Annotated in this window: 18 protein-coding genes and 1 tRNA gene; 12 read left to right on the top strand and 7 right to left on the bottom strand. The window is 63.7% G+C overall.

Going from position 1 to position 19,808, the window contains the following annotated elements; genetic code table 11:
• Window positions 1-34: 34 nt before the first annotated feature.
• The 5 genes from hflK (at window position 35) to HD883_RS04715 (ending at window position 5,726) form a co-directional block, all read left to right on the top strand.
• On the top strand, window positions 35-1,375 hold the full coding sequence (gene hflK / locus HD883_RS04735) for an FtsH protease activity modulator HflK (RefSeq protein ID WP_373563309.1): 1,341 nt from the start codon (window positions 35-37) through the stop codon (window positions 1,373-1,375).
• Between the two features lie 16 nt (window positions 1,376-1,391).
• Window positions 1,392-2,294, top strand: coding sequence for a protease modulator HflC (gene hflC / locus HD883_RS04730; protein WP_179587594.1), 903 nt, complete (start codon window positions 1,392-1,394; stop codon window positions 2,292-2,294).
• A gap of 281 nt (window positions 2,295-2,575) precedes the next feature.
• Complete coding sequence (locus HD883_RS04725) at window positions 2,576-3,745, top strand: ATP phosphoribosyltransferase regulatory subunit (protein WP_179587595.1); 1,170 nt, start codon at window positions 2,576-2,578, stop codon at window positions 3,743-3,745.
• A 67-nt stretch (window positions 3,746-3,812) separates the two neighbouring features.
• Window positions 3,813-5,108 (top strand): adenylosuccinate synthase, encoded by a 1,296-nt coding sequence (locus HD883_RS04720; RefSeq protein ID WP_179587596.1) that lies wholly within the window; start codon window positions 3,813-3,815, stop codon window positions 5,106-5,108.
• A gap of 81 nt (window positions 5,109-5,189) precedes the next feature.
• The gene (locus HD883_RS04715; protein WP_179587597.1) at window positions 5,190-5,726 is read left to right on the top strand and encodes a phosphoribosyltransferase; all 537 of its coding nucleotides are present in this window, start codon (window positions 5,190-5,192) and stop codon (window positions 5,724-5,726) included.
• A 530-nt stretch (window positions 5,727-6,256) separates the two neighbouring features.
• Here HD883_RS04715 and HD883_RS04710 read toward each other — a convergent pair.
• Window positions 6,257-6,341: transfer RNA gene (locus tag HD883_RS04710), tRNA-Leu, on the bottom strand.
• Between the two features lie 79 nt (window positions 6,342-6,420).
• On the opposite strand from HD883_RS04710, the gene rnr reads away from it, so the two are divergent.
• The 3 genes from rnr to HD883_RS04695 all read left to right on the top strand — a co-directional run bounded on the left by rnr (window position 6,421) and on the right by HD883_RS04695 (window position 10,784).
• Entirely contained in the window at window positions 6,421-8,868 is a 2,448-nt protein-coding gene (gene rnr / locus HD883_RS04705) for a ribonuclease R (protein ID WP_179587598.1), read from the top strand.
• Window positions 8,869-8,960: 92 nt separating this feature from the next.
• Window positions 8,961-9,713, top strand: coding sequence for a 23S rRNA (guanosine(2251)-2'-O)-methyltransferase RlmB (gene rlmB / locus HD883_RS04700; RefSeq protein ID WP_179587599.1), 753 nt, complete (start codon window positions 8,961-8,963; stop codon window positions 9,711-9,713).
• Window positions 9,714-9,728: 15 nt separating this feature from the next.
• Window positions 9,729-10,784: a threonine aldolase family protein gene (locus tag HD883_RS04695; protein WP_179587600.1), complete on the top strand. Its 1,056-nt coding sequence runs from the start codon at window positions 9,729-9,731 to the stop codon at window positions 10,782-10,784.
• A gap of 150 nt (window positions 10,785-10,934) precedes the next feature.
• On the opposite strand, the gene fdhD is transcribed toward HD883_RS04695, so the two are convergent.
• The 5 genes from fdhD to lexA all read right to left on the bottom strand — a co-directional run bounded on the left by fdhD (window position 10,935) and on the right by lexA (window position 16,272).
• A complete protein-coding gene (gene fdhD / locus HD883_RS04690) occupies window positions 10,935-11,840 on the bottom strand; it encodes a formate dehydrogenase accessory sulfurtransferase FdhD (protein WP_179587601.1) in 906 nt (301 codons plus the stop codon).
• A 2-nt stretch (window positions 11,841-11,842) separates the two neighbouring features.
• A complete protein-coding gene (locus HD883_RS04685; RefSeq protein ID WP_179587602.1) occupies window positions 11,843-12,085 on the bottom strand; it encodes a hypothetical protein in 243 nt (80 codons plus the stop codon).
• Window positions 12,066-14,408, bottom strand: a complete 2,343-nt coding sequence (locus tag HD883_RS04680; RefSeq protein ID WP_179587603.1) for an FdhF/YdeP family oxidoreductase — start codon at window positions 14,406-14,408, stop codon at window positions 12,066-12,068. The genes HD883_RS04685 and HD883_RS04680 overlap by 20 nt, the downstream gene beginning before the upstream one ends.
• Before the next feature lie 264 nt (window positions 14,409-14,672).
• The gene (locus HD883_RS04675) at window positions 14,673-15,614 is read right to left on the bottom strand and encodes a hypothetical protein (protein WP_179587604.1); all 942 of its coding nucleotides are present in this window, start codon (window positions 15,612-15,614) and stop codon (window positions 14,673-14,675) included.
• Between the two features lie 13 nt (window positions 15,615-15,627).
• A complete protein-coding gene (gene lexA, locus HD883_RS04670) occupies window positions 15,628-16,272 on the bottom strand; it encodes a transcriptional repressor LexA (protein ID WP_179587605.1) in 645 nt (214 codons plus the stop codon).
• A gap of 590 nt (window positions 16,273-16,862) precedes the next feature.
• On the opposite strand from lexA, the gene rpsF reads away from it, so the two are divergent.
• From rpsF to rplI, 4 genes are read left to right on the top strand one after another with little or no spacing between them, the layout of a single operon-like run.
• On the top strand, window positions 16,863-17,234 hold the full coding sequence (gene rpsF, locus HD883_RS04665; protein WP_179587606.1) for a 30S ribosomal protein S6: 372 nt from the start codon (window positions 16,863-16,865) through the stop codon (window positions 17,232-17,234).
• 52 nt (window positions 17,235-17,286) lie between these two features.
• A complete protein-coding gene (gene priB / locus HD883_RS04660) occupies window positions 17,287-17,634 on the top strand; it encodes a primosomal replication protein N (protein ID WP_179587607.1) in 348 nt (115 codons plus the stop codon).
• Window positions 17,635-17,652: 18 nt separating this feature from the next.
• Window positions 17,653-17,928, top strand: coding sequence for a 30S ribosomal protein S18 (gene rpsR / locus HD883_RS04655; protein ID WP_179587608.1), 276 nt, complete (start codon window positions 17,653-17,655; stop codon window positions 17,926-17,928).
• 16 nt (window positions 17,929-17,944) lie between these two features.
• Window positions 17,945-18,397: a 50S ribosomal protein L9 gene (rplI, locus tag HD883_RS04650; protein ID WP_179587609.1), complete on the top strand. Its 453-nt coding sequence runs from the start codon at window positions 17,945-17,947 to the stop codon at window positions 18,395-18,397.
• Between the two features lie 124 nt (window positions 18,398-18,521).
• Here the strand turns inward: rplI and HD883_RS04645 are convergent, their stop codons facing one another.
• Window positions 18,522-19,784 carry a M20/M25/M40 family metallo-hydrolase gene (locus HD883_RS04645; protein ID WP_179587610.1) on the bottom strand — a complete coding sequence of 421 codons (1,263 nt, stop codon included), beginning with the start codon at window positions 19,782-19,784 and terminating at the stop codon, window positions 18,522-18,524.
• Window positions 19,785-19,808 lie beyond the last annotated feature (24 nt).

Here is a 19,808-nt window from a genome sequence, read left to right as displayed (position 1 = left end):
CGGGTTCCCCCGTCCGCCTCGCTTTCTAGCAAAGATGCGTCTGCCTTCGATATCAAGAATATTCAATCTGAACGACTCGAACTGGGGCCGCGGTAATAACGGTTCCGGCAATGAGCCTCCACGTCGCCCAAACAACAACAACGACGGCGGCAAGAACAACAATAACGGCGGACCTCCCGACCTGGACGAACTCTGGCGCGACTTCAATCGTCGCCTGGGCGGCCTGTTCGGGCGCAAGCCGGGTGGCCCGCGCGGTGGCGGCAATGGCGGTGACAACAACGGCCGATTCTCGCCGTCGCCACGCGGCGCCGGGATCGGTGTCGGCGTCATCGGCGGCATCGTCGTCCTGCTGTGGCTGGGCTCCGGCTTCTTCATCGTCCAGGAAGGCCAGGTCGCGGTGGTGACGCAGTTCGGCAAATACAAGGAAACGACGCGCGCCGGCTTCCAGTGGCGCTTGCCGTATCCGATCCAGTCGCACGAGATCGTCAACCAGTCGCAACTGCGCACGATCGAAGTCGGTTTCCGCAACAATTCGCGCAGCAAGGTGCTGCAGGAATCGCTGATGCTGACCGACGACGAAAACATCGTCGACATGCAATTCGTGGTGCAGTACCGCCTGAAAGAGGGTGGGGCACGCGATTACCTGTTCAATTCGCGCAATCCCGACGAATCGGTCAAGCAGGCGGCCGAATCGGCCATGCGTGAAGTGGTCGGCAAAAAGAAGATGGACTTCGTCCTGTACGAAGGCCGGACCGAAGTCGCCGCCGAAGTCACCAAGCTGATGCAGAACATCATGGACATCTATGGAACGGGCGTGCTGATCAGTACGGTCGCCATCCAGAATGCCCAGCCGCCCGAGCAGGTCCAGGCCGCGTTTGACGACGCCGTCAAGGCCGGTCAGGATCGGGAACGTCAGGTGAACGAAGGTCAGGCGTATGCCAACGAAGTGATTCCGCGCGCTGCGGGCGCCGCATCGCGTCTGCTGCAGGAAGCCGAAGGCTACCGCTCGCGTATCGTCGAAAACGCCGAGGGTGATGCATCGCGTTTCACCCAGGTGCTGACCGAGTACCAGAAGGCCCCGGGCGTGACCCGCGATCGTCTGTATCTCGACACCATGCAGGAAGTGTTCACCAACGCGTCCAAGGTGCTGGTCGATACCCGTTCGGGCAACAACCTGCTCTACCTGCCGCTCGACAAGATCATGCAGCAGGTATCGAAGGAATCGTCGGCAGCGGTAGCGGCACGGTCCAATGGCAGTTCGAGCACGATGAACAACGGTACGGCATTGCCTTTGCCCGCACCGATGTCCAGCAGCGTGCCCGAACCCACCCCACGGGAAGCCCTGCGCTCCCGCGACCGTAACGTCCCCCGTTGAGACAAGGAACCCCGTCATGGATCGTCTGATTCCCACCGTGGTCGGCCTGCTCATCGCTCTGGCCGCACTTTCTTCCTGCGTTTTCGTGGTCAACGAACGCAATTACGCTGTTGTGTTTGCCTTGGGTGAAATCAAGGAAGTGATCAGTGAACCGGGGCTGTATTTCAAGCTGCCGCCCCCGTTCCAGAACATCCAGCAATTCGACAAGCGTGTCCTGACCATCGACGCGACCGATGTCGAGCGCGTGCAGACTTCCGAAAAGAAGAACCTGCTGATCGACTCGTTCGTGAAGTGGCGCATTTCGGACCCGCGCACGTATTACGTCACCTTCGGCGGCAACGAACGCGCCGCCCAGGAACGTATGTCGGCGCTGCTGCGTGATGCATTGAACGCGTCGATCAACCGCCGCACCGTCAATGATGTCACTTCGAAAGAACGCGACAAGATCATGCAGGAAATCCGGACCAACACCGCCGCGGCCGCCAAGCTGCTGGGTGTGGAAGTGCTGGACGTGCGCTTGAAGCGTGTCGACTTCGCCCCCGAGATTTCCGAGTCGGTGTATCGCCGCATGGAAGCCGAGCGCAAGCGCGTCGCCAACGAGCAGCGTTCGATCGGCGCCGCCGATGGCGAAAAGATTCGCGCCGATGCCGATCGTCAGCGTGAGGTCATCATCGCCGAAGCGTATCGCCAGGCACAGAAGACGATGGGTGAGGGCGATGCGAAGGCATCGGCCGTGTATGCCCAGGCGTTTGGCCAGGACCGCGAGTTCTACAAGTTCTACAAGAGCCTGGAAGCGTACCGCGCGTCGTTCGCCAACAAGGGTGACGTGATGGTGGTGGACCCGAGTTCGGAGTTCTTCCGCTTCATGAAGTCGGCAGGCGGCAACGCCAGCACGCCGGCACCGGCGCCCGCACGATAAGCGGGCAGGCACCAACGTGGCGTTCCGGCAGCGGATTGATCGCTGCCTGCGCCACGGCGGGGCCGGTCCCTTGATTTTGTCCCCGAACGAGTGGACAATAGCGTGTAAGCCAAGAGTCGAGTCGTTTCCTGCGTAGTGCACCGTTCAAGTGCATGTCATCAGCAGGGACCCACCCCGACACAAGCTTGGAAGAAGCGGTTGATGGGCTTGCACTGTGTGCACCCCCGTAGCCGCTTTTTTTTCGTCCATTGATTTTTCATCGTCTTTACCGAGAATCCCGCATGGGCAAATGGCTGTTGCCCGAGAGCCTGGCAGATATTTTGCCGGCCGAGGCCCGGCGCATCGAAGAGTTGCGCCGACTCCTGCTAGACCTGTATCGCACCTACGGCTACGAGTTGGTACTCCCGCCGCTGGTCGAGTATCTCGACTCGCTGCTGTCCGGCAGCGGTGGCGATCTGGATCTGCATACGTTCAAGCTCGTCGACCAGCTTTCGGGCCGGTCGCTGGGCATTCGCGCCGACATGACGCCGCAGGTCACGCGTATCGACGCGCACCTGCTCAACCGTGCCGGCACGACCCGTCTTTGCTATTACGGCAGCGTGCTGCATACCTTGCCGCGGGGCCTCTGGGCCACGCGCGAGCCGCTGCAGATCGGCGCCGAAATCTATGGGCATGCCGGTCCGGAAGCCGATATCGAAGCGCTGCAGCTGGCGGTCGAAAGCGTGCGCCGCGCCGGTGTTCCCAGCTTTCGGGTCGACCTGAGCCATCTGGGGGTCGTGCAGGCGCTGCTGGATGCCGACCCGGCGGCCGCGGGCTTGTCCGACGTCATTTTCGGCCTGCTGCGCGACAAGGACGTTCCTGGACTGGCCGCGCTGGCCGACCAGCTGCGTCCGGACACCGCCAAGGCCTTGCAGGTCCTGCCGACGCTGTATGGCGACCTGGACGTGCTGCAGCGTGCGCGTGACGTGCTGCCGGCCTTGCCGCGGATTGCCCAGGCGCTGGACGCCCTGGCCACGTTGGGCCGGGCGCTGGGTGACCAGCCGGTAGGCGTGGACCTGGCTGACGTGCATGGCTTCCAGTACCACACCGGCATTGTGTTTGCGGTGTATTGCCCGGGCTGGCCGAATGCCATCGTCCGGGGCGGCCGGTACGACGACGTGGGCGAGGTCTATGGCCGCGCGCGTCCGGCCACCGGTTTCAGCCTGGACCTGCGCGAACTGGCGGGGCTGTTGCCCGCGCCGATCGCCAGCCCGGCCATCAGCGCGCCGTGGGGTCTGGAGCCTGCCCTGGTGCAGGCCGTCCGCACGCTGCGCGACGCCGGTCATATCGTCGTCCAGGTTCTTCCCGGCCACGAGCACGAGCAGCAGGAATTCCTGTGCGACCGTGCGTTGGTCTTGCGTGACGGCAACTGGCAGGTCGTGCCGCTGTCGTCCCCCCAGGCTGCGTCGTAGGCGCATCATCCTTATTTGAAATCTGAGCGCCCGTCGCGGGGCTTACTACAAGAGAAGCAGAATCAGCATGGCTAAGAATGTCGTCATTATCGGAACCCAGTGGGGCGACGAGGGCAAGGGCAAGATCGTCGACTGGCTGGCCGAGTCCGTCCAGGGCGTCGTGCGTTTCCAGGGCGGTCACAACGCGGGCCACACGCTGTGGATCGACGGCAAAAAGACCATCCTGCGCCTGATTCCGTCGGGCATCATGCACGCTGGCGTCACCTGCTACATCGGCAACGGCGTCGTGCTGTCGCCCGAAGCGCTGCTGCGTGAAATCGACGAACTGGAAGCCGCCGGCCTGGAAGTGCGCAAACGTCTGCGCGTGTCCGAAGCCTGCCCGCTGATCCTCCCGTACCACGTCGCGATCGACCAGGCGCGTGAAGCGCGCAAGGGCGACGCCAAGATCGGCACGACCGGCCGCGGTATCGGCCCGGCCTACGAAGACAAGGTGGCGCGCCGCGCCATCCGTGTGCAGGACCTGTACGATCCGGCTGCCTTCGACGCCAAGCTTGAAGAAGTGCTGGAATATCACAACTTCGTGCTGGTGAACTATCTGGGCGGCAAGGCTGTGGACGCGGCGCAAGTGCGCGACCAGGCAATGGCGCTGGCCCCGGTGCTCAAGCCCATGGTGGCCGACGTGGCCAACGAATTGTTCGAAGCATCGGCTGCCGGCAAGCGCCTGCTGTTCGAAGGCGCGCAAGGCGCGCTGCTCGACGTCGACCACGGCACCTATCCGTTCGTCACCAGCAGCAACTGCGTGGCGGGTGCCGCGTCGGCCGGCGCGGGCGTGGGTCCGCAAACGCTGGAATACGTGTTGGGCATCACCAAGGCCTATGCCACGCGCGTAGGCTCGGGTCCGTTCCCGACCGAACTCGACGACGACGTCGGCGCTCACCTGGCCAAGGTCGGCAAGGAATTCGGTTCGGTCACAGGCCGTCCGCGCCGCTGCGGCTGGTTCGACGGCGCCGCGCTGAAGCGTTCGATTCGCCTAAACGGCATTTCGGGCCTGTGCATTACCAAGCTCGACGTGCTGGACGGTCTTGAAACCATCAAGCTGGGCGTTGGCTACAAAGTGAATGGCGAATTCCGCGACGTGCTGCCGTATGGCGCCGCCGCCGTCGCCAACAGCGAACCCGTGCTGGAAGAAATGCCGGGCTGGACCGAGTCCACCGTGGGCGTGACCGAATACGACAAGCTGCCCGTCAATGCACAGAACTACCTGAAGCGCGTGAGCGAAGTCTGCGGCGTGGGCATCGACCTGGTGTCGACCGGCCCCGACCGCTTGGAAACCATCGTGCTGCGCCACCCGTTCAAGGCCTGAATTCGCGGGTCTTGCCTGTGATGCATCATGCCCCGGACCGGTTCCGGGGCCACTTTTTTATCGATAAGAATCAATAACGACATGTCAGAAGATAATGACAAGCACCTGTGGGTCAGCTGGGACAAGTATCACCACCTGATCGAGCAATTGGCCCTGACGGTGCATCAGTCGGGTTGGAAATTCGACCAGATCGTGTGTCTGGCGCGCGGCGGTGTGCGCGTTGGCGACGTGCTGTCGCGGATTTTCGACGTTCCCCTGGGCATTCTCGCAACCAGCAGCTATCGCGAGGCCGCAGGTACGGAGCAGGGCGCATTGGACATCGCCCAGTTCATCACGATCACGCGTGGCTCGCTGGGCGGCAACGTCCTGCTGGTCGACGACATGGTCGACACGGGCAACACGTTCGACAAGGTCCATCAGCATCTGCTGTCGCAGTTCTCGGCCATTACCGAGATGCGCACGGCCGTGCTGTGGTTCAAAGGGCACTCCAAAGTCGTGCCCGACTACTACGTCGACAAGTTGCCTACCAATCCCTGGATCCACCAGCCGTTCGAGGACTACGACACGCTCCGTCCTTTCCAGCTGGAAGCCTGGATCCGCAAGGGCGAGGCCGGTTGATCGGTCCTCTGGCATCCGCCGGCGCCTTGCCGCCGGCGCGCCCCACGCGGGCATCGCACAATCATCCCCATCGCGCTGCCGCCCGCGGCGCAGGCCCGGCTTGCCTGCGCAACATGATACGAACGGTGTATTCTATTCAGGCCGGAAAAAATTACCGGTGGAACACTGTTCCGGGTACGCCTTGCCCGGGTTTGCCTTGCAGACCCTTGGCGTCTTCCTTTTACTTTTTGTTCGAGCAGCCTCTGCGCCTGGCCCCTGCGTCCCTGAGCAATACCCTTTCAACACGTGGCTTCGACACGACGTCGAACCGCCGCGGGCTCATTGACACCCTGGCCGCAGCAGTTGAGCTGTGTGCAGACGCAAAAAAGCCCGTCATTGCGATGAACACATGTTCGTGGAACACGCGTTCAACCCAATGCACGGGCGACTTTGCTGCACTGTCGACGCTGGAATCCAAATCAAACCAAGTGGATATCCAGGCAATGACTCAATCGACACTGCGTACCGACGTTCAGACAACTGATATTCGTTGGTGCCCAGAAGAGGACTCGAACCTCCACACCTTTCGGCACACGGACCTGAACCGTGCGCGTCTACCAATTCCGCCATCTGGGCACTGTTGTGATGAACGTTCAACGCATTCGTTGGCGTCGCTCAACAACCTAGCCGCGCATTCTATAGAGATTTTTGACCTTTGACAAACCGATCGCATAACAATTCGCCCAACGCACCTCAGGACTACGATCCGGAAGTGCCGACACGCGAAAAGATCCTGGCCACGCTGCGCGAAGCAGACGGTCCGCTGTCGCCGGATGACCTGGCGGCTACCCTGGGTGTCGACCCGCAAAGCATCGGCTTTCAGCGCCGTCTGGGCGCCATGGAGCGCGACGGGCAACTGATGCCCAACCGCAAGGGCGTGCTGCTGCTGGCCGACAAACTCGACTTTATTGCTGGCCGCGTCCAGGGCCATCGGGACGGCTTCGGCTTCCTGATCCGCGACGACGGCAAGTCCGATATCTTCCTGACACCGAAGGAAATGCTGAAGGTCCTGCATGGGGACCGCGTCCTGGTGAAGCTGTCGGGCAACGACTATCGCGGCAAGCCGGACGGCATCATCGTCGAGGTGATCGAACGCCGCACCAATCGCCTGGTAGGGCGTTTCCTGAACGAGCGCGGCCTGTATATCGTCGTGCCCGAAGACCAGCGCATCAAGCATGACGTGCTGATCCACGAAAGCGACATCGGCGATGCGCAGCATGGCCAGGTGGTCATGGTCGAGATCGTCGAACAGCCGACGCGTCATAGCCAGCCCATGGGCCGCGTGGTGGAAATCCTTGGCGAGATCGATGATCCCGGCATGGAAATCGAGATTGCGGTGCGCAAGTTCAACGTGCCGCATGAATTTTCGGAAGCGGCGCTGGCCCAGGCCGCCAAGCTGCCGAACGAAGTGCGCCGCGGCGATCTGGCGGGCCGTATCGACCTGCGAGACGTGCCGCTGATCACGATCGACGGCGAAGACGCCCGCGACTTTGACGATGCCGTGTATTGCGAGCCCGTCGAGCTGGGTACCGGCACGCGCAAGCGTCCGGGCTGGCGCCTGATTGTGGCCATTGCCGACGTCGCCAACTACGTGGTGCCGGGCAATGCGCTGGACGTGGACGCGCTGGAGCGGTCGACCAGCGTGTACTTCCCGCGCCGCGTGATCCCGATGCTGCCCGAAAAGCTGTCGAACGGCCTGTGTTCCCTGAACGAACATGTGGACCGCTTGGTGCTGGTGTGCGACATGGTCATTCCGGCGACCGGGTCCAAGGCCGGCACGGTGCAGGCCTATCAGTTCTATAACGCCGTCATGCACTCGCATTCGCGCACCACGTACAACGAGGTCTGGAGCGCCTTGCAGATGCCGCACGGCCCGGCGGCGCGCAAGCACGAACATGTGCTGCCGCAGATCGGCAACCTGTACCAGTTGTTCCTGGTCTTCCAGGAGGCCCGCAAGGCCCGTGGCGCGATCGATTTCGACACGGTCGAAACGAAGATCGTCTGCAACGAAGTGGGCCGCATCGAAAGCATCGTTCCGTATGTGCGCAATGACGCGCACAAGGTGATCGAAGAGTGCATGCTGGCCGCCAACACCTGCGCGGCCGACTTCATGGACCGCAGCAAGCATCCTGGCCTGTTCCGGATCCATGAAGGCCCGACGCCCGAAAAGCTGGCGTCTCTGCGTCAGTTCCTGAAGACGCTGGGCCTGTCGCTGGGGGGCGGCGAAAAGCCGACCGCAGCCGATTATTCGGCGCTGCTGGCCAGCACCAAGGGCCGCCCCGACGCGCCCCTGCTGCAGACCATGTGCCTGCGGTCCATGCAGCAGGCCATGTACAGCCCCGACAACGCAGGCCACTTCGGCCTGTCGTATCCGGCCTATGCCCACTTCACGTCGCCGATCCGCCGCTATCCCGACTTGCTCACGCACCGCGTGATCAAGGCGCTGCTGCAGGCCAAGCGGTATGTGCCGCAGGCGCTGGACGGTGCCGCACCGGTGGTGGCCGAAAGCATCAAGGAACACGAACATGCCCTGTGGGAAAAGCTGGGTCTGTTCTGCTCGAGCAACGAGCGCCGAGCCGACGACGCCTCGCGCGATGTCGAAGCATGGCTGAAGTGCTGGTTCGTCCGCGAAAAGGTGGGCGACGTCTTCAGCGGCACCGTGACCGGTGTGGCCACCTTTGGCGTGTTCGTCACGCTGGACGACCTGCATGTGGAAGGTCTGGTGCACGTGTCGGAACTGGGCGCCGAGTACTTCCAGTTCAACGATTCGCTGCACGAACTGCGGGGAGAGCGGACCGGCATGCGCTATCGCCTGACCGACAAGGTGCAGGTGCAGGTGGCGCGTGTGGACCTGGAAGCGCGCCGCATCGAGTTCAAGCTTGTGAAGGGCGTGAGCTACGAAGGCATCCGCAAGGCGCTGGCCCGGGACGACAAGCCTGCCGACGAGGACACCCGTCCCGCGCGCAAGGCAGCGGCTCCGAAGCCGGCCGGCCTGAAAGGCCAGACGCTGAAAGCGGCGCGCCGCCCGTCGGATGACGGCAGTTCTGCCAAGCCCGGCAAGCGGGCATCGGGCAACAAGCGGACCGCGCGCAAGCGTCATTGATGCCAGGGCCCCGCCTTAGGGCGGGGTTTTTGGTTTAATAGCGGTGAACGGCGCTGCCTGAGCAGCGCCGCATGTTTTTCAGGAATCAAGATATGGCAGCCAGCCAGATACTGATCGGGTTCCATGCGGTGTCGGCGCGTTTGCGCTTTGCCCCGGAATCGATCAAGGAACTTTACGTCGAAGCCATGCGCCGGGATCGCCGCATGCTCGCCCTTATTGAACAGGCGCAGGCCGCCGGCAAGTCGGCGCGCGCGGTCGGCATGGAACGGCTTGAAGGCCTCGCCAAGGGCCAGCGTCACCAGGGCGTTGTGGCCCTGGCCGACTCGCTGGAATTGGCGATGGACATCGACGAAGTGCTCGATGACGCGACCGAACCCGCCTTTGTGCTGGTGCTGGACGGCGTGACCGATCCGCACAACCTGGGCGCCTGCCTGCGGACCGCCGACGGCGCCGGCGTGCAGGCCGTGATCGCGCCGCGCGATCGCGCCGTGGGCATCAACGCCACCGTGCAACGCGTGGCGTGCGGCGCTGCCGACACGGTGCCTTACCTGACCGTCACGAACCTGGCCCGCACGTTGCGTGCGCTGAAGGAACGTGGCGTGTGGGTCGTGGGTACGGACGACGAAGCAGAAAAGTCGATTCATGATATCGACGCGTCGCAGCCCATTGCCTGGGTGCTTGGCGCCGAAGGCGAGGGCATGCGCCGCCTGACGCGTGAAACGTGCGACGAACTCGTGAACATCCCGATGGCGGGGTCGATCGAAAGCTTGAACGTCAGCGTGGCGTCGGCGGTCTGCATGTATGAAACCGTGCGTCAACGCGCGGCCAAGAAGGCAGCGAAGTAGGGCGGAGGGGGGCAAATGCATTTCGGCAGCGACAACATGGCGGGGGCGTCGGCTCCGGTGCTGGAGGCCGTGATGGCCGCGAACGAAGGCGCCGTGTCGTCGTACGGGAACGATCCGTGGTGCGACGCGGCCCGTGCGCAGCTTGCCGGCATCTTTGACCATGACGTGAAAGTGTTCTTTGCGAGCACTGGCACGGTGGCCAATTCCCTGGCCCTGGCTGCCCTGGTGCCGCCCTGGGGCGCGGTGCTTTGCCACCGGCAGGCCCATGTCCTCATGGACGAATCCAGTGCCCCCGAATTCTTTACCGGCGGTGCGCGCCTGGTGACCTTGCCGGGCGATGCCCCCAAGGTCACGGCGGCGTCCTTGCGCCGCGGCCTGCGCGTTGCGCCGCATGCGCCGCACAACGTCGTGCCCCGCGCACTGACGCTGACGCAGGCCAATGAAAACGGCCTGGTCTATACCCCCGACGAACTGGCCGAGATCGGCGCCACCGCGCGCCAACTGGGCCTGAAGATCCACATGGACGGCGCGCGGTTTGCCAACGCGCTGGCCTCCTTGAACTGCGCGCCTGCCGACATCACGTGGAAGGCAGGGGTGGACGTGTTGTGTCTGGGCGCGTCCAAGAACGGCGCGCTGATGGCCGAGGCCATCGTGTTCTTTGACGAGGCGGCAGCCGTCGATTTCGACTACCGGCTGAAACGCGCGGGCCAGATGGCAGCCAAGGGTCGTTTCTTTGGCGCGCAATTTGCGGGTTGGTTGACCGACGACCATTGGCTGACCTTGGCGCGCCATGCCAACGCCATGGCAACACAGTTGTCCGACGGCCTGGCTGCCGTGCCGGGTGTCGAGTTGGTCTGGCCGACGCAAGCCAATGAGGTGTTCACGATCGTTCCGGCGCTGATGGCGGAACGGCTGCGGGCCGAGGGTGCGGTGTTCTATGACTGGACGCCAGATGCGCTGCCTGACGGCCGGGACATTGCTGAAGACCAGGCCTATGTCAGGTGGGTGTGTTCGTTCAACACGCGCCAGGAAGAGGTCGACGAACTGCTGGCGCGCGCACGCGCGAGTTAGCGGGGGGGGGCACGCAGGCGCGGCGTCGCTGAGGGCGCGAACTGCGCCCCGGCGCTCGGCGCTCAGGCGCTCAGGACGCGACTCGGCGCTCAGGCGGCAACGCGGTGCTCAGGCCCCTAACCGAGCTCGGGCGCTCTGGTGCTCGGGCTATCAGGCCACGAAGCGTGTCATGCCCTTCGGGGGTCGGCAGAACGAGTACAGCGCCAGGTCGGCCTGCGTGGCCAGTTCGATGGCCAGCGCGCTGGGCGCTGAAATCGTCGTCAATGCCGGGTAGCCCATCCGCGCGCATTTGCGAACCAGTTCATAACTTGCCCGGCTCGACATGGCCACGAAGCCTTCGGGCACGGTGCCCCCGTCGGCTTCTTGCGCAAGCCAGCCGATCAGCTTGTCGAGCGCGTTATGTCGACCGACATCTTCCATGACCTTGTACAACGTGCCATCGGGCAGCGCCCAGGCGGCAGCATGCACGCCGCCCGTCACCTGGTTCAGCGGCTGGTGGTCGGGCAGGGCCGACATCGCGGCCATGACGGTGTCCAGGGACAGGCCACGCGTCCAGGCTGGCCGCGTGACAGGCCCGCTATGCAGATCGAGCGCAGCCAGGCTGTCGATGCCGCACAGGCCGCAACCGGTGCGCCCGGCCAGTGAGCGGCGGCGGTCTTTCAGCCGGGCGAATTCGGCGGACCCGATGGTCAGGTGGACTTCGATGCCCAGCGGACTGCCCTGCAGTTCGATATCGCGGCACGCATCGATGCCATCCAGAATGCCTTCCGACAACGCGAAGCCCAGCGCGAACGCTTCCAGATCCGCCGGGGTCGCCATCATCACCGCATGCGAAATGCCGTTGAACACCAAGGCAATCGCGGTCTCTTCAGCAACGACGACATCGATGGCCGTATCGGCATCGGGTGTCGCGCGTCGAGCCGCTACGGCGCGGGACGTCGGCACGGTGGTCAGGTCACCATAGGCGGCCTGGCCATCGGCACGGTCGGTTCGGCCGCCGGCGCCCGGCGCAAAGGCACAGGCTTGCAGGTCCACCGAAAGGGGAGGGCTCGCCATCGTCAAGGCTGCTGCAGGGCCTGGCGGCCTGCGGGCGTGATCGTGATGTTCCAGACACCGTCCGTCTGTTCGACGCGGACCCAGCCCGGGCCGCGGCGGTTGCCGAAGCCGTCGCCCATCAATGCCAGCGCGCGCAAGACGACGCTCGCGCGTTCGCCCAGGCGTTTGGACAGCCTGGGAAGGGAAACGCCCGTGGGGTATTCCTGCAGGATGGCGAGTAGGGCTTCAGGCGAGGGTGTCTGCATCGGTGGTCGACGTCGAGTCGCTCCGGGCGTGGGCATGATGCGGCGTCAGCATGACCGGGATGGATTTCGAAGTTGGAGTGCGCGCCTGGTCGGCAAAGCTCGACAGGGGCACCAGGCCGTTCGTCTCGGGATAGTAGCTTGCGATACAGCCTCGCGGAATGGCGTATTCCACGAGGAGAAAACGGTCCACGCGACGCGTCTTGCCATCGGTATCGATGCTGGTCAGGTCGACCCAGTCGCCCGCCTTCATGCCCAGCGCGCGAATGTCGTCGGCATGGATGAACACCACGCGGCGATGACCATAGACGCCGCGATAGCGGTCGTTCATGCCATAGATGGTGGTGTTGTACTGGTCGTGCGAGCGGACGGTGGCCAGGTTGAACACCAGGGCGTCTGTCTGCTGGCGCGCCTGATGGATCGGCAGGTCGCGCGGGATCGGTTGCGCAAAGAAATTGGCCTTGCCGGTGGGGGTGTTCCACACCCGTTCGGACGCGGTGTTGCGCAGCCGGAAACCGCCCGGGTGACGCAGCTTGTCGTTGAAGCCGGCAAAATCATCGAACACCTGTTCGATCAACACGCGGATGCGGTCGTAGTCTTCGATCAGGCCGAGCCAGTCGATCCGGCTATCGGGCAGCGTGGCCTTGGCCATGCGCGCAACGATCGCGGGTTCGGACAGCAGGTGGTCGGACGCCGGCGGATTGATGCCCGACGACAGGTGCACCATGCTCATGGAATCTTCGACCGTGACGCCCTGTGCGCCGCCCGCCTGCATATCGATTTCGGTACGTCCCAGGCAAGGCAGGATCAACGCGTCCTTGCCGTGCACCAGGTGGCTGCGGTTCAGCTTGGTCGACACGTGCACGGTCAGCGCGCATTGGCGCAGCGCGGCTTCGGTGACGGCGGTATCGGGCGTGGCGCTGGCAAAGTTGCCCCCCATGCCGATAAACACGCTGGCCTTGCCGTCGCGCATGGCTTCGATCGCCGCGATCGTGTCGAAGCCGGCCGCACGCGGGGTCTGGATGCCAAACACGGCGTCGAGGCGATCCAGGAATGCCTGCGAGGGCTGTTCATAGATGCCCATGGTGCGGTCACCCTGCACGTTGCTATGCCCGCGCACCGGGCAGGCGCCGGCACCTGGCCGGCCAATGTGCCCGCGCAGCAGCAACAGGTTGGTGATCATCTGGATCGTGGCCACCGAGTGCTTGTGCTGCGTGATGCCCATGCCCCAGCACGCGATCACGGCCTTGGCGGCGATGTAGGTGTCGCCCGTGGCGCGCAGCTGGGCCTCGGGCAGGCCCGCTTCCGCTTCGATCGTTTCCCAGCTTTCCGCACGAACGTCGGCCACGAACGCGTCGAACCCGTTGGTATGTTCGGCGATGAACGCGGTATCGAGCACGCGCGGTTGACCGGAAGCCACAGCCGCGTCATCGGCCTCGATCACATGCTTGATGATGCCTTTGATCGCGGCCAGGTCGCCGCCGATCCGCAACTGGTGGTAGTCGGTGCTGATGAAGTTGGAGCCGAGTCCCAGCATGGCCATCGGGCTTTGCGGGTTGGCGAACCGTTCAAGCCCGCGTTCACGCAGGGGATTGAACGACACGATGCGCGCGCCGCGTTTGGCGGCGTCGCGCAGTTCGCCCAGCATGCGCGGATGGTTGGTGCCCGGGTTCTGGCCAAAGATGAAGATGGCGTCGGCGCGCTCGAAGTCGTCTAGCGTGACGGTGCCTTTGCCGACGCCAATGCTGGACCGCAGGCCGGTCCCGCTTGGCTCGTGGCACATGTTCGAACAATCGGGAAAGTTGTTGGTGCCAAATTCGCGCACGAACAGCTGATACAGAAATGCAGCCTCGTTGCTGGTCCGGCCCGACGTGTAGAAGATGGCCTGATCCGGATCGGGCAGGGCACGCAGGTGCCGGCCGATTGTGGCAAAGGCATCGTCCCAGCTGATCGGCACGTAGGTGTCCGTGGCGGCGTCGTAGGCCAGCGGCTCGGTCAGGCGGCCCTGGTCTTCCAGGAAGAAGTCGCTTTCCTGCAGCAGCGACGCGACGGGATGCTTCCTGAAGAAGTCGGCCGTTGCGCGGCGCGATGTGGCTTCGGCGGCCACTGCCTTGACCCCGTTTTCACAGAACTCGAAGGTCGACGCGTGATCGCGGTCCGGCCAGGCGCACCCTGGGCAATCGAAGCCGTCGGGCTGATTGGCCGACAGCATGGTCTTCGCGCCCTTGGCCGCAATGCCATGGCCCAACAATTGGGTAGCGACGCTTTTGAGTGCGCCCCAGCCGCCGGCCGGGTGGCGATAAAACTCGATCTTCTGGGTTTTCATGAGGGTGCCTGTAGTTGCGCTGCGTGGCCCGGACGTCACATGCCTGGGAAGAAGCCCGGCGGCACGGTATGGCCAGCAACCTCACATGTTAACGAATTGGCTGGGAGAACTGGCAAATTCCCCTGCGGCCATGTCGTCTGGCCATGCGGTGCGGCCCCGTCTGGCCCAAAGGAACGGGCCAAAAAAAAGCGACCCGCGGGGTCGCCCTGTAGTACTGACACGTGCCGTGCTGACTCGTTCAGTGCTGACTCGTTCCGTACGAGATCAGTTCATCAAACGGCCGACACCGGGCTTGCCTGGCACGGCAGGCGTGTCGGGCGTGCGGCGACGCTGTTTGAAGGGCCAGGGGCTGCGGTTGGGCGCGGAGGCCGATCCGGAACCAGAACCGGACCCGGCAGCCTGCGCGAGAGGCTCGGCCGCGGCAAGGGAGGCGGTCGACGCGGCGGCCGCTGCAGCAGCCGATGCTGCCGACGCAGCAAGATTGGCCGCGATGTGGATCAGCGACGTGCGCAGTGACCCACGGACTTCAGGCACCGGACGGGCAGCCTTCTGGTTGGCGAGCAAGGCCTTGGCAATCCCGCTTGCCGGCGGGGTTTGCCGCGTGCGCAGGCGGACCTGCGGGGCAGGCAGGCTCAGGCTGATGACCGGATGCGCGTGGGGCCGGGCAGGGTCGATCCGCTGCAGGTGGACCGTATCGCCAATGGGTGACTTGACCTGCAGCTGCAATGGCGCGGCCGACACGGCCGAGGCAGGCAATTGATCGTGACTCTGACCTGCGCTGAACAGGAAGACCGGGCAGCGCGACAGACGACCCGCGAGTTGCAAGGTGCGGATGACGTTGGCGTCGGCCGCGGCCAACGGCGGCATCCAGACCACGACTGCGCCGAAGATCGCGTCCTGCAGGTCGGCTTCGATCGACGCCATGCCTTCGAGCGGCGACGCGCTGCGAACAATGCGGACATGGTTCAGGTCGATGCCGTACTGGATCAGCGTCGGTGCATACGACAGGTAGGCGGGCACCAGCAGCGCCACCGTACGGCCGGTTTGCGTCAGTTGCCGCAGGCAGGGTGCCAGCAGGCGCAGTTCCCCCGCGCCATTGCGCGGGATCAGGATCTGCGTTACGCCGGCCGCAGGCCAGCCACCGTCGGGCAGGGCGGCGTCGAGCGTTGCAAAGCCGCTGTGTATGCCAGGGCGAGTCACGGTCATGGTCAATCTCCGGTTAGTGGAGGATGCCGGCGCGGATGAGACCGACGGCAATGCCTTCCACAGCAAAATCGTCGCGGTCCCGGCTGACTTCGATAGGCTGGAAGTCGGGGTTTTCAGGCAGCAGTTGCAGGCCCGCGGAGGTGTGTTTGAGGCGTTTGACGGTCACCTCGTCGCCCAGGCGGGCCACGATGATCTGGCCGTCGCGGGCCTCGGTCGTTTTCTTGACGGCGAGCAGATCGCCTTCCAGGATGCCGGCGTCACGCATGCTGAGCCCGCGCACTTTCAGGAGGTAATCCGGACGCATCGAAAAGAGGGCTTCGTCGACGCCTATGCTCTTGTCGATATGTTCGGCGGCAAGAATCGGGCTACCTGCCGCGACACGTCCGACCAGGGGCAACATCAGTTGGGCAAGCGCCGCGGGCAAGGCAAGCGGTTCCGCGACGGGTTCGTTGACCAGCCGGATGCCGCGCGACGTACCCGCCGCGAGTTCGATCACGCCCTTGCGTGCCAGGGCTTTCAGGTGTTCTTCGGCGGCGTTGGGCGAACGAAAGCCCAGCTGCTTGGCGATTTCGGCACGGGTGGGCGGGAAACCGGTAAGGCGGATGGCCTGACGGATCAGGTCGAGAATTTCTTGCTGACGGGCAGTAAGCTTGGGCATGGTTGCTCCGCAAAGGCCGCTGTAGCGGTAAGGACTAGCGGTACTGACTGACGTTGCTGACTGACGGTACTGGCTAGCGGTGAAGCTGGAAGACCGACGCTGCTCTGTACGTTTATCCAGTAGCTGTATTTTTATACAGTGTTTCGCTTTGCGCAAGCAAAAGCTGGGCTGAACCGTCCGGCCCGAGCCGGCGGCGCAACAACCAGGCGGGCGGGCGGCCCCTGTCTCGCGCAGGTTTCGCTGTCCTGCCACGCGTCTCTTGCTTTCTTGCCGCGGGTCAGTGATAATCATTGGCTAACTTTTGTGCAAGCGGTTTTCTGTCTAGCGCAAAGCATTGAGCGCGGGCAGCAACAAGCACCCGTAGCATTCAGCACCCGCAGCATTCAGCACTACCTTTTTTTTGGCGCGGATCGATGATCCCGCGCCACCGTCGGCGCCCAGATGCGCCGCTCCGATCCCGCAAAGTGTCTGCGTTATCGATCTTCGAAGCTTGAAGATCGGTCAACCATGGATCGGATTTAACCCTTGTCCGCCTACAGACGCTGGCGGACTAACTCTCTTCGAAAGAAGGGTATCCACAAGGAGCTTCGATGCGTCACTACGAAGTGGTATTTATTGTTCACCCGGACCAGAGCGAACAGGTTCCGGCCATGGTCGAGCGTTACAAGACGCTGATTACCGGCCAAGAAGGCGTCATTCACCGCCTGGAAGATTGGGGCCGCCGCCAACTGGCATACCCGATCCAGAAGCTCGTGAAGGCGCACTACGTGTGCATGAACATCGAGTGCAATCAAGCTACGCTCGACGAACTTGAACACGCTTTCCGCTACAACGACGCCGTGCTGCGTCACCTGGTCGTGAAGCTGAAGAAAGCTGAAACCGCTCCGTCGCCGATGATGAAGATCGTCGAGCGCGAAGAGGCTCGCAAGGTTTCTTCCGAACCCGCCCAAGCCGAGGCTTGAGCGCAGGTTCCACACCGGAACACAGGTCGATGTCCATTCCCTGGGCAACGCGTTGAACCGGGTTCAACTGACGGCGGAAGTCGTCGAGTGCAAGCCTCTCAGGTACACCCCCGCCGGGATTCCGGTGCTGGAACTGATGCTTGCGCATGAATCCGAAGTCATGGAGGGCGGCAGAGCACGCCGCGTCGACATGACCGTCAGCGCACTGGCCATTGGCGATCTGGCCCGCTCGCTCGAACGCACGGCGCTCGGCAAGCGGATGCAGATCCAGGGATTTCTGGCAGCGACCCGGAAAGGGTCAAGCAGACTGAGGTTGCACATTCAGCAGGCGGTCACGGTGGCGCACAGCGCGACTGACCCGGCTGCCGCAACGCCGGTCTCTGGTAATGAAACGGATTGAATACCCAAGGGGTACATCATGGCCGCATTTGGCAAACGGAAAGAAAAGAAGAAGTTTGGTCAACAAAACCCGCTGTTCAAGCGTCGCAAGTTCTGCCGCTTCTCGGCAGCGGGTGTTGACCAGATCGATTACAAAGATGTCGACGTGCTGCGCGACTTCATCCAGGAAAACGGCAAGATCATTCCTGCTCGTTTGACGGGTACGAAGGCGCACTACCAGCGTCAGCTGGATACGGCCATCAAGCGTGCGCGTTTCCTTGCGCTGCTGGCCTACACCGACAACCACAACAGCTGATTGGCGGGAGCACATTATGCAAATCATCTTGCTTGAAAAAGTCATCAACCTCGGCGGTCTGGGCGATGTGGTCAAGGTCAAGAACGGCTATGCCCGTAACTTCCTGATCCCGCAAAAGAAAGCCAAGCGTGCCACGCAAGTCGCTCTGGCTGAATTCGAAGCCAAGCGCGCTGAACTGGAAAAGGCGCAAGCCGAAAAGCTGGCCGCCGCGCAATCGGTAGGCACCAACCTGGAAGGCCAGACCGTCCGTATCTCGCAGAAAGCTGGTGTTGACGGCCGTCTGTTCGGTTCGGTCACCAATGCTGACGTGGCGCAAGCCCTGCAGCAGAATGGTTTCCCCAGCGTGGAAAAGGGCATGGTTCGCCTGCCCAACGGCCCGCTGAAGACCATTGGCGAGTTCCCGGTCGAAGTCGCTCTGCACACCGACGTGGCGGCCAACGTCACCGTCATCGTGTCGGGCGAAGGCTGATCGGCCTGCCTACGGAAACGGGCGTCTGCGGCAGTTTCTGCTGACGCCGCCCGGCTTCATGCATTGAAAAATACCGGCTTCAGGGCCGGTATTTTTTCGTCCGCAACGAACGTCACGATCCGCATCACCCCATCAGATCCGCCAGCGTCAGCGCAAGCACGCAAGTTGCCTTGCGCAGGTCTTCCAGGCGCAGGTTCTCGTCGGTGTTATGTCCACGGGCTTCCATCAGCGTCCGGGGGCCCGCGCCGTACAGCACGGTCGGAATGCCCCGGGCGGCGTAGTGGCGGGCATCGGTGTAGAGCGGCGCGCCATGCACCGGCACGGCCACGTTCATGACCTGCGCTGCCCGGGCCTTCAGCGCCGCGATCAACGGCGCGGCGGCGGGCAGTTCAATCAGGGGTTCGGCCAGCAAGATCCGCCGGATCGTGACTTGGATGCCGGGCGCGGACTCGACGGCGTCTTCAATGATGCGGCGCAATTCGCCTTCGGCATCGAACCCGGCCTCTTCGGGAATCATCCGCCGGTCGATCCGCATCGTGACCCGGTCGGGCACGACATTGGTGTTGATGCCGCCGTGGATCAGGCCCACGTTCAGGGTCGCGCAGTCAATGCCGGGCACGCGGGACCGTTGCCCTGCCAGTTGCCGCCGGTAGGCGTACAACGCCTGCAGCACGTGCGTGGCGCCTTCCAGTGCGTCGATGCCAGTGTGGGGCATGGCCGCGTGCGCCTGCTTGCCGATGACTTCGACTTCCAGGTGCAGGCACCCGTTGTGGGCCGATGTGATCCCGTAAGCGAATCCGGCCGCGATGGCGTAGTCCGGCCGGGTCAGGCCCTGGTCCAGCAACCACTTGGGGCCGACTTCACCCCCGGTTTCTTCGTCGTAGGTAAAGTGCAGTTCCACCGTGCCGTTGAACGGCGCCCCGCGGGATTCGGCGTCGATCAGGGCCAGCAGCGCCCAGGTGTAGGTGGCAAAGTCCGACTTGGATACCGCCACCCCCCGGCCGACCATGGCGGCGCCTTCGGGTGGGGTGACGATGTCGCCCCCGTAGGGGTCGTGGGTCCATCCCTGGCCGGGCGGCACCACGTCGCCGTGCGCGTTCAACGCAATGGTGGGTCCGCCCTGGCCGAAGGTGCGGCGCACGATCAGGTTCACCGCCGATTGCATGCCGACCGCGGCCAGCGCATCGGCAGGTACCGGGTGGGTCTCGACCGCAAGCCCGAGCGATTCCAGCCGGGCCCGGGCCGCCTCGCCATGGGGCTGGCAATCGCCCGGCGGATTGTCGGACGGGACCTGGACCAGCGCCTTCAGAAAGGCGATCTGCTCCGGATGATGGCGATCGATGAAGCCGATCAGGCCTGCGCACGTCGGATCAAGGGTAAGCGTCATATCAAAAGCCTCATCAGGTGCCAA

This window comes from Pigmentiphaga litoralis, from assembly GCF_013408655.1.
Lineage (GTDB): Bacteria > Pseudomonadota > Gammaproteobacteria > Burkholderiales > Burkholderiaceae_B > Pigmentiphaga > Pigmentiphaga litoralis_A.
The sequence above is the reverse complement of the archived record's forward strand: the minus strand, read 5'-3'. Positions and strand labels throughout refer to the sequence as shown.

What these genes read in the sequence shown, in the direction of transcription:
- hflK (WP_373563309.1), top strand. Translation starts at nt 35, where the DNA reads ATGCGTCTGCCTTCGATATCAAGAATATTCAATCTGAACGACTCGAAC.
- hflC (WP_179587594.1), top strand. Translation starts at nt 1,392, where the DNA reads ATGGATCGTCTGATTCCCACCGTGGTCGGCCTGCTCATCGCTCTGGCC.
- HD883_RS04725 (WP_179587595.1), top strand. Translation starts at nt 2,576, where the DNA reads ATGGGCAAATGGCTGTTGCCCGAGAGCCTGGCAGATATTTTGCCGGCC.
- HD883_RS04720 (WP_179587596.1), top strand. Translation starts at nt 3,813, where the DNA reads ATGGCTAAGAATGTCGTCATTATCGGAACCCAGTGGGGCGACGAGGGC.
- HD883_RS04715 (WP_179587597.1), top strand. Translation starts at nt 5,190, where the DNA reads ATGTCAGAAGATAATGACAAGCACCTGTGGGTCAGCTGGGACAAGTAT.
- rlmB (WP_179587599.1), top strand. Translation starts at nt 8,961, where the DNA reads ATGGCAGCCAGCCAGATACTGATCGGGTTCCATGCGGTGTCGGCGCGT.
- HD883_RS04695 (WP_179587600.1), top strand. Translation starts at nt 9,729, where the DNA reads ATGCATTTCGGCAGCGACAACATGGCGGGGGCGTCGGCTCCGGTGCTG.
- fdhD (WP_179587601.1), bottom strand. Translation starts at nt 11,840, where the DNA reads ATGGCGAGCCCTCCCCTTTCGGTGGACCTGCAAGCCTGTGCCTTTGCG.
- HD883_RS04685 (WP_179587602.1), bottom strand. Translation starts at nt 12,085, where the DNA reads ATGCAGACACCCTCGCCTGAAGCCCTACTCGCCATCCTGCAGGAATAC.
- HD883_RS04680 (WP_179587603.1), bottom strand. Translation starts at nt 14,408, where the DNA reads ATGAAAACCCAGAAGATCGAGTTTTATCGCCACCCGGCCGGCGGCTGG.
- HD883_RS04675 (WP_179587604.1), bottom strand. Translation starts at nt 15,614, where the DNA reads ATGACCGTGACTCGCCCTGGCATACACAGCGGCTTTGCAACGCTCGAC.
- lexA (WP_179587605.1), bottom strand. Translation starts at nt 16,272, where the DNA reads ATGCCCAAGCTTACTGCCCGTCAGCAAGAAATTCTCGACCTGATCCGT.
- rpsF (WP_179587606.1), top strand. Translation starts at nt 16,863, where the DNA reads ATGCGTCACTACGAAGTGGTATTTATTGTTCACCCGGACCAGAGCGAA.
- rpsR (WP_179587608.1), top strand. Translation starts at nt 17,653, where the DNA reads ATGGCCGCATTTGGCAAACGGAAAGAAAAGAAGAAGTTTGGTCAACAA.
- rplI (WP_179587609.1), top strand. Translation starts at nt 17,945, where the DNA reads ATGCAAATCATCTTGCTTGAAAAAGTCATCAACCTCGGCGGTCTGGGC.
- HD883_RS04645 (WP_179587610.1), bottom strand. Translation starts at nt 19,784, where the DNA reads ATGACGCTTACCCTTGATCCGACGTGCGCAGGCCTGATCGGCTTCATC.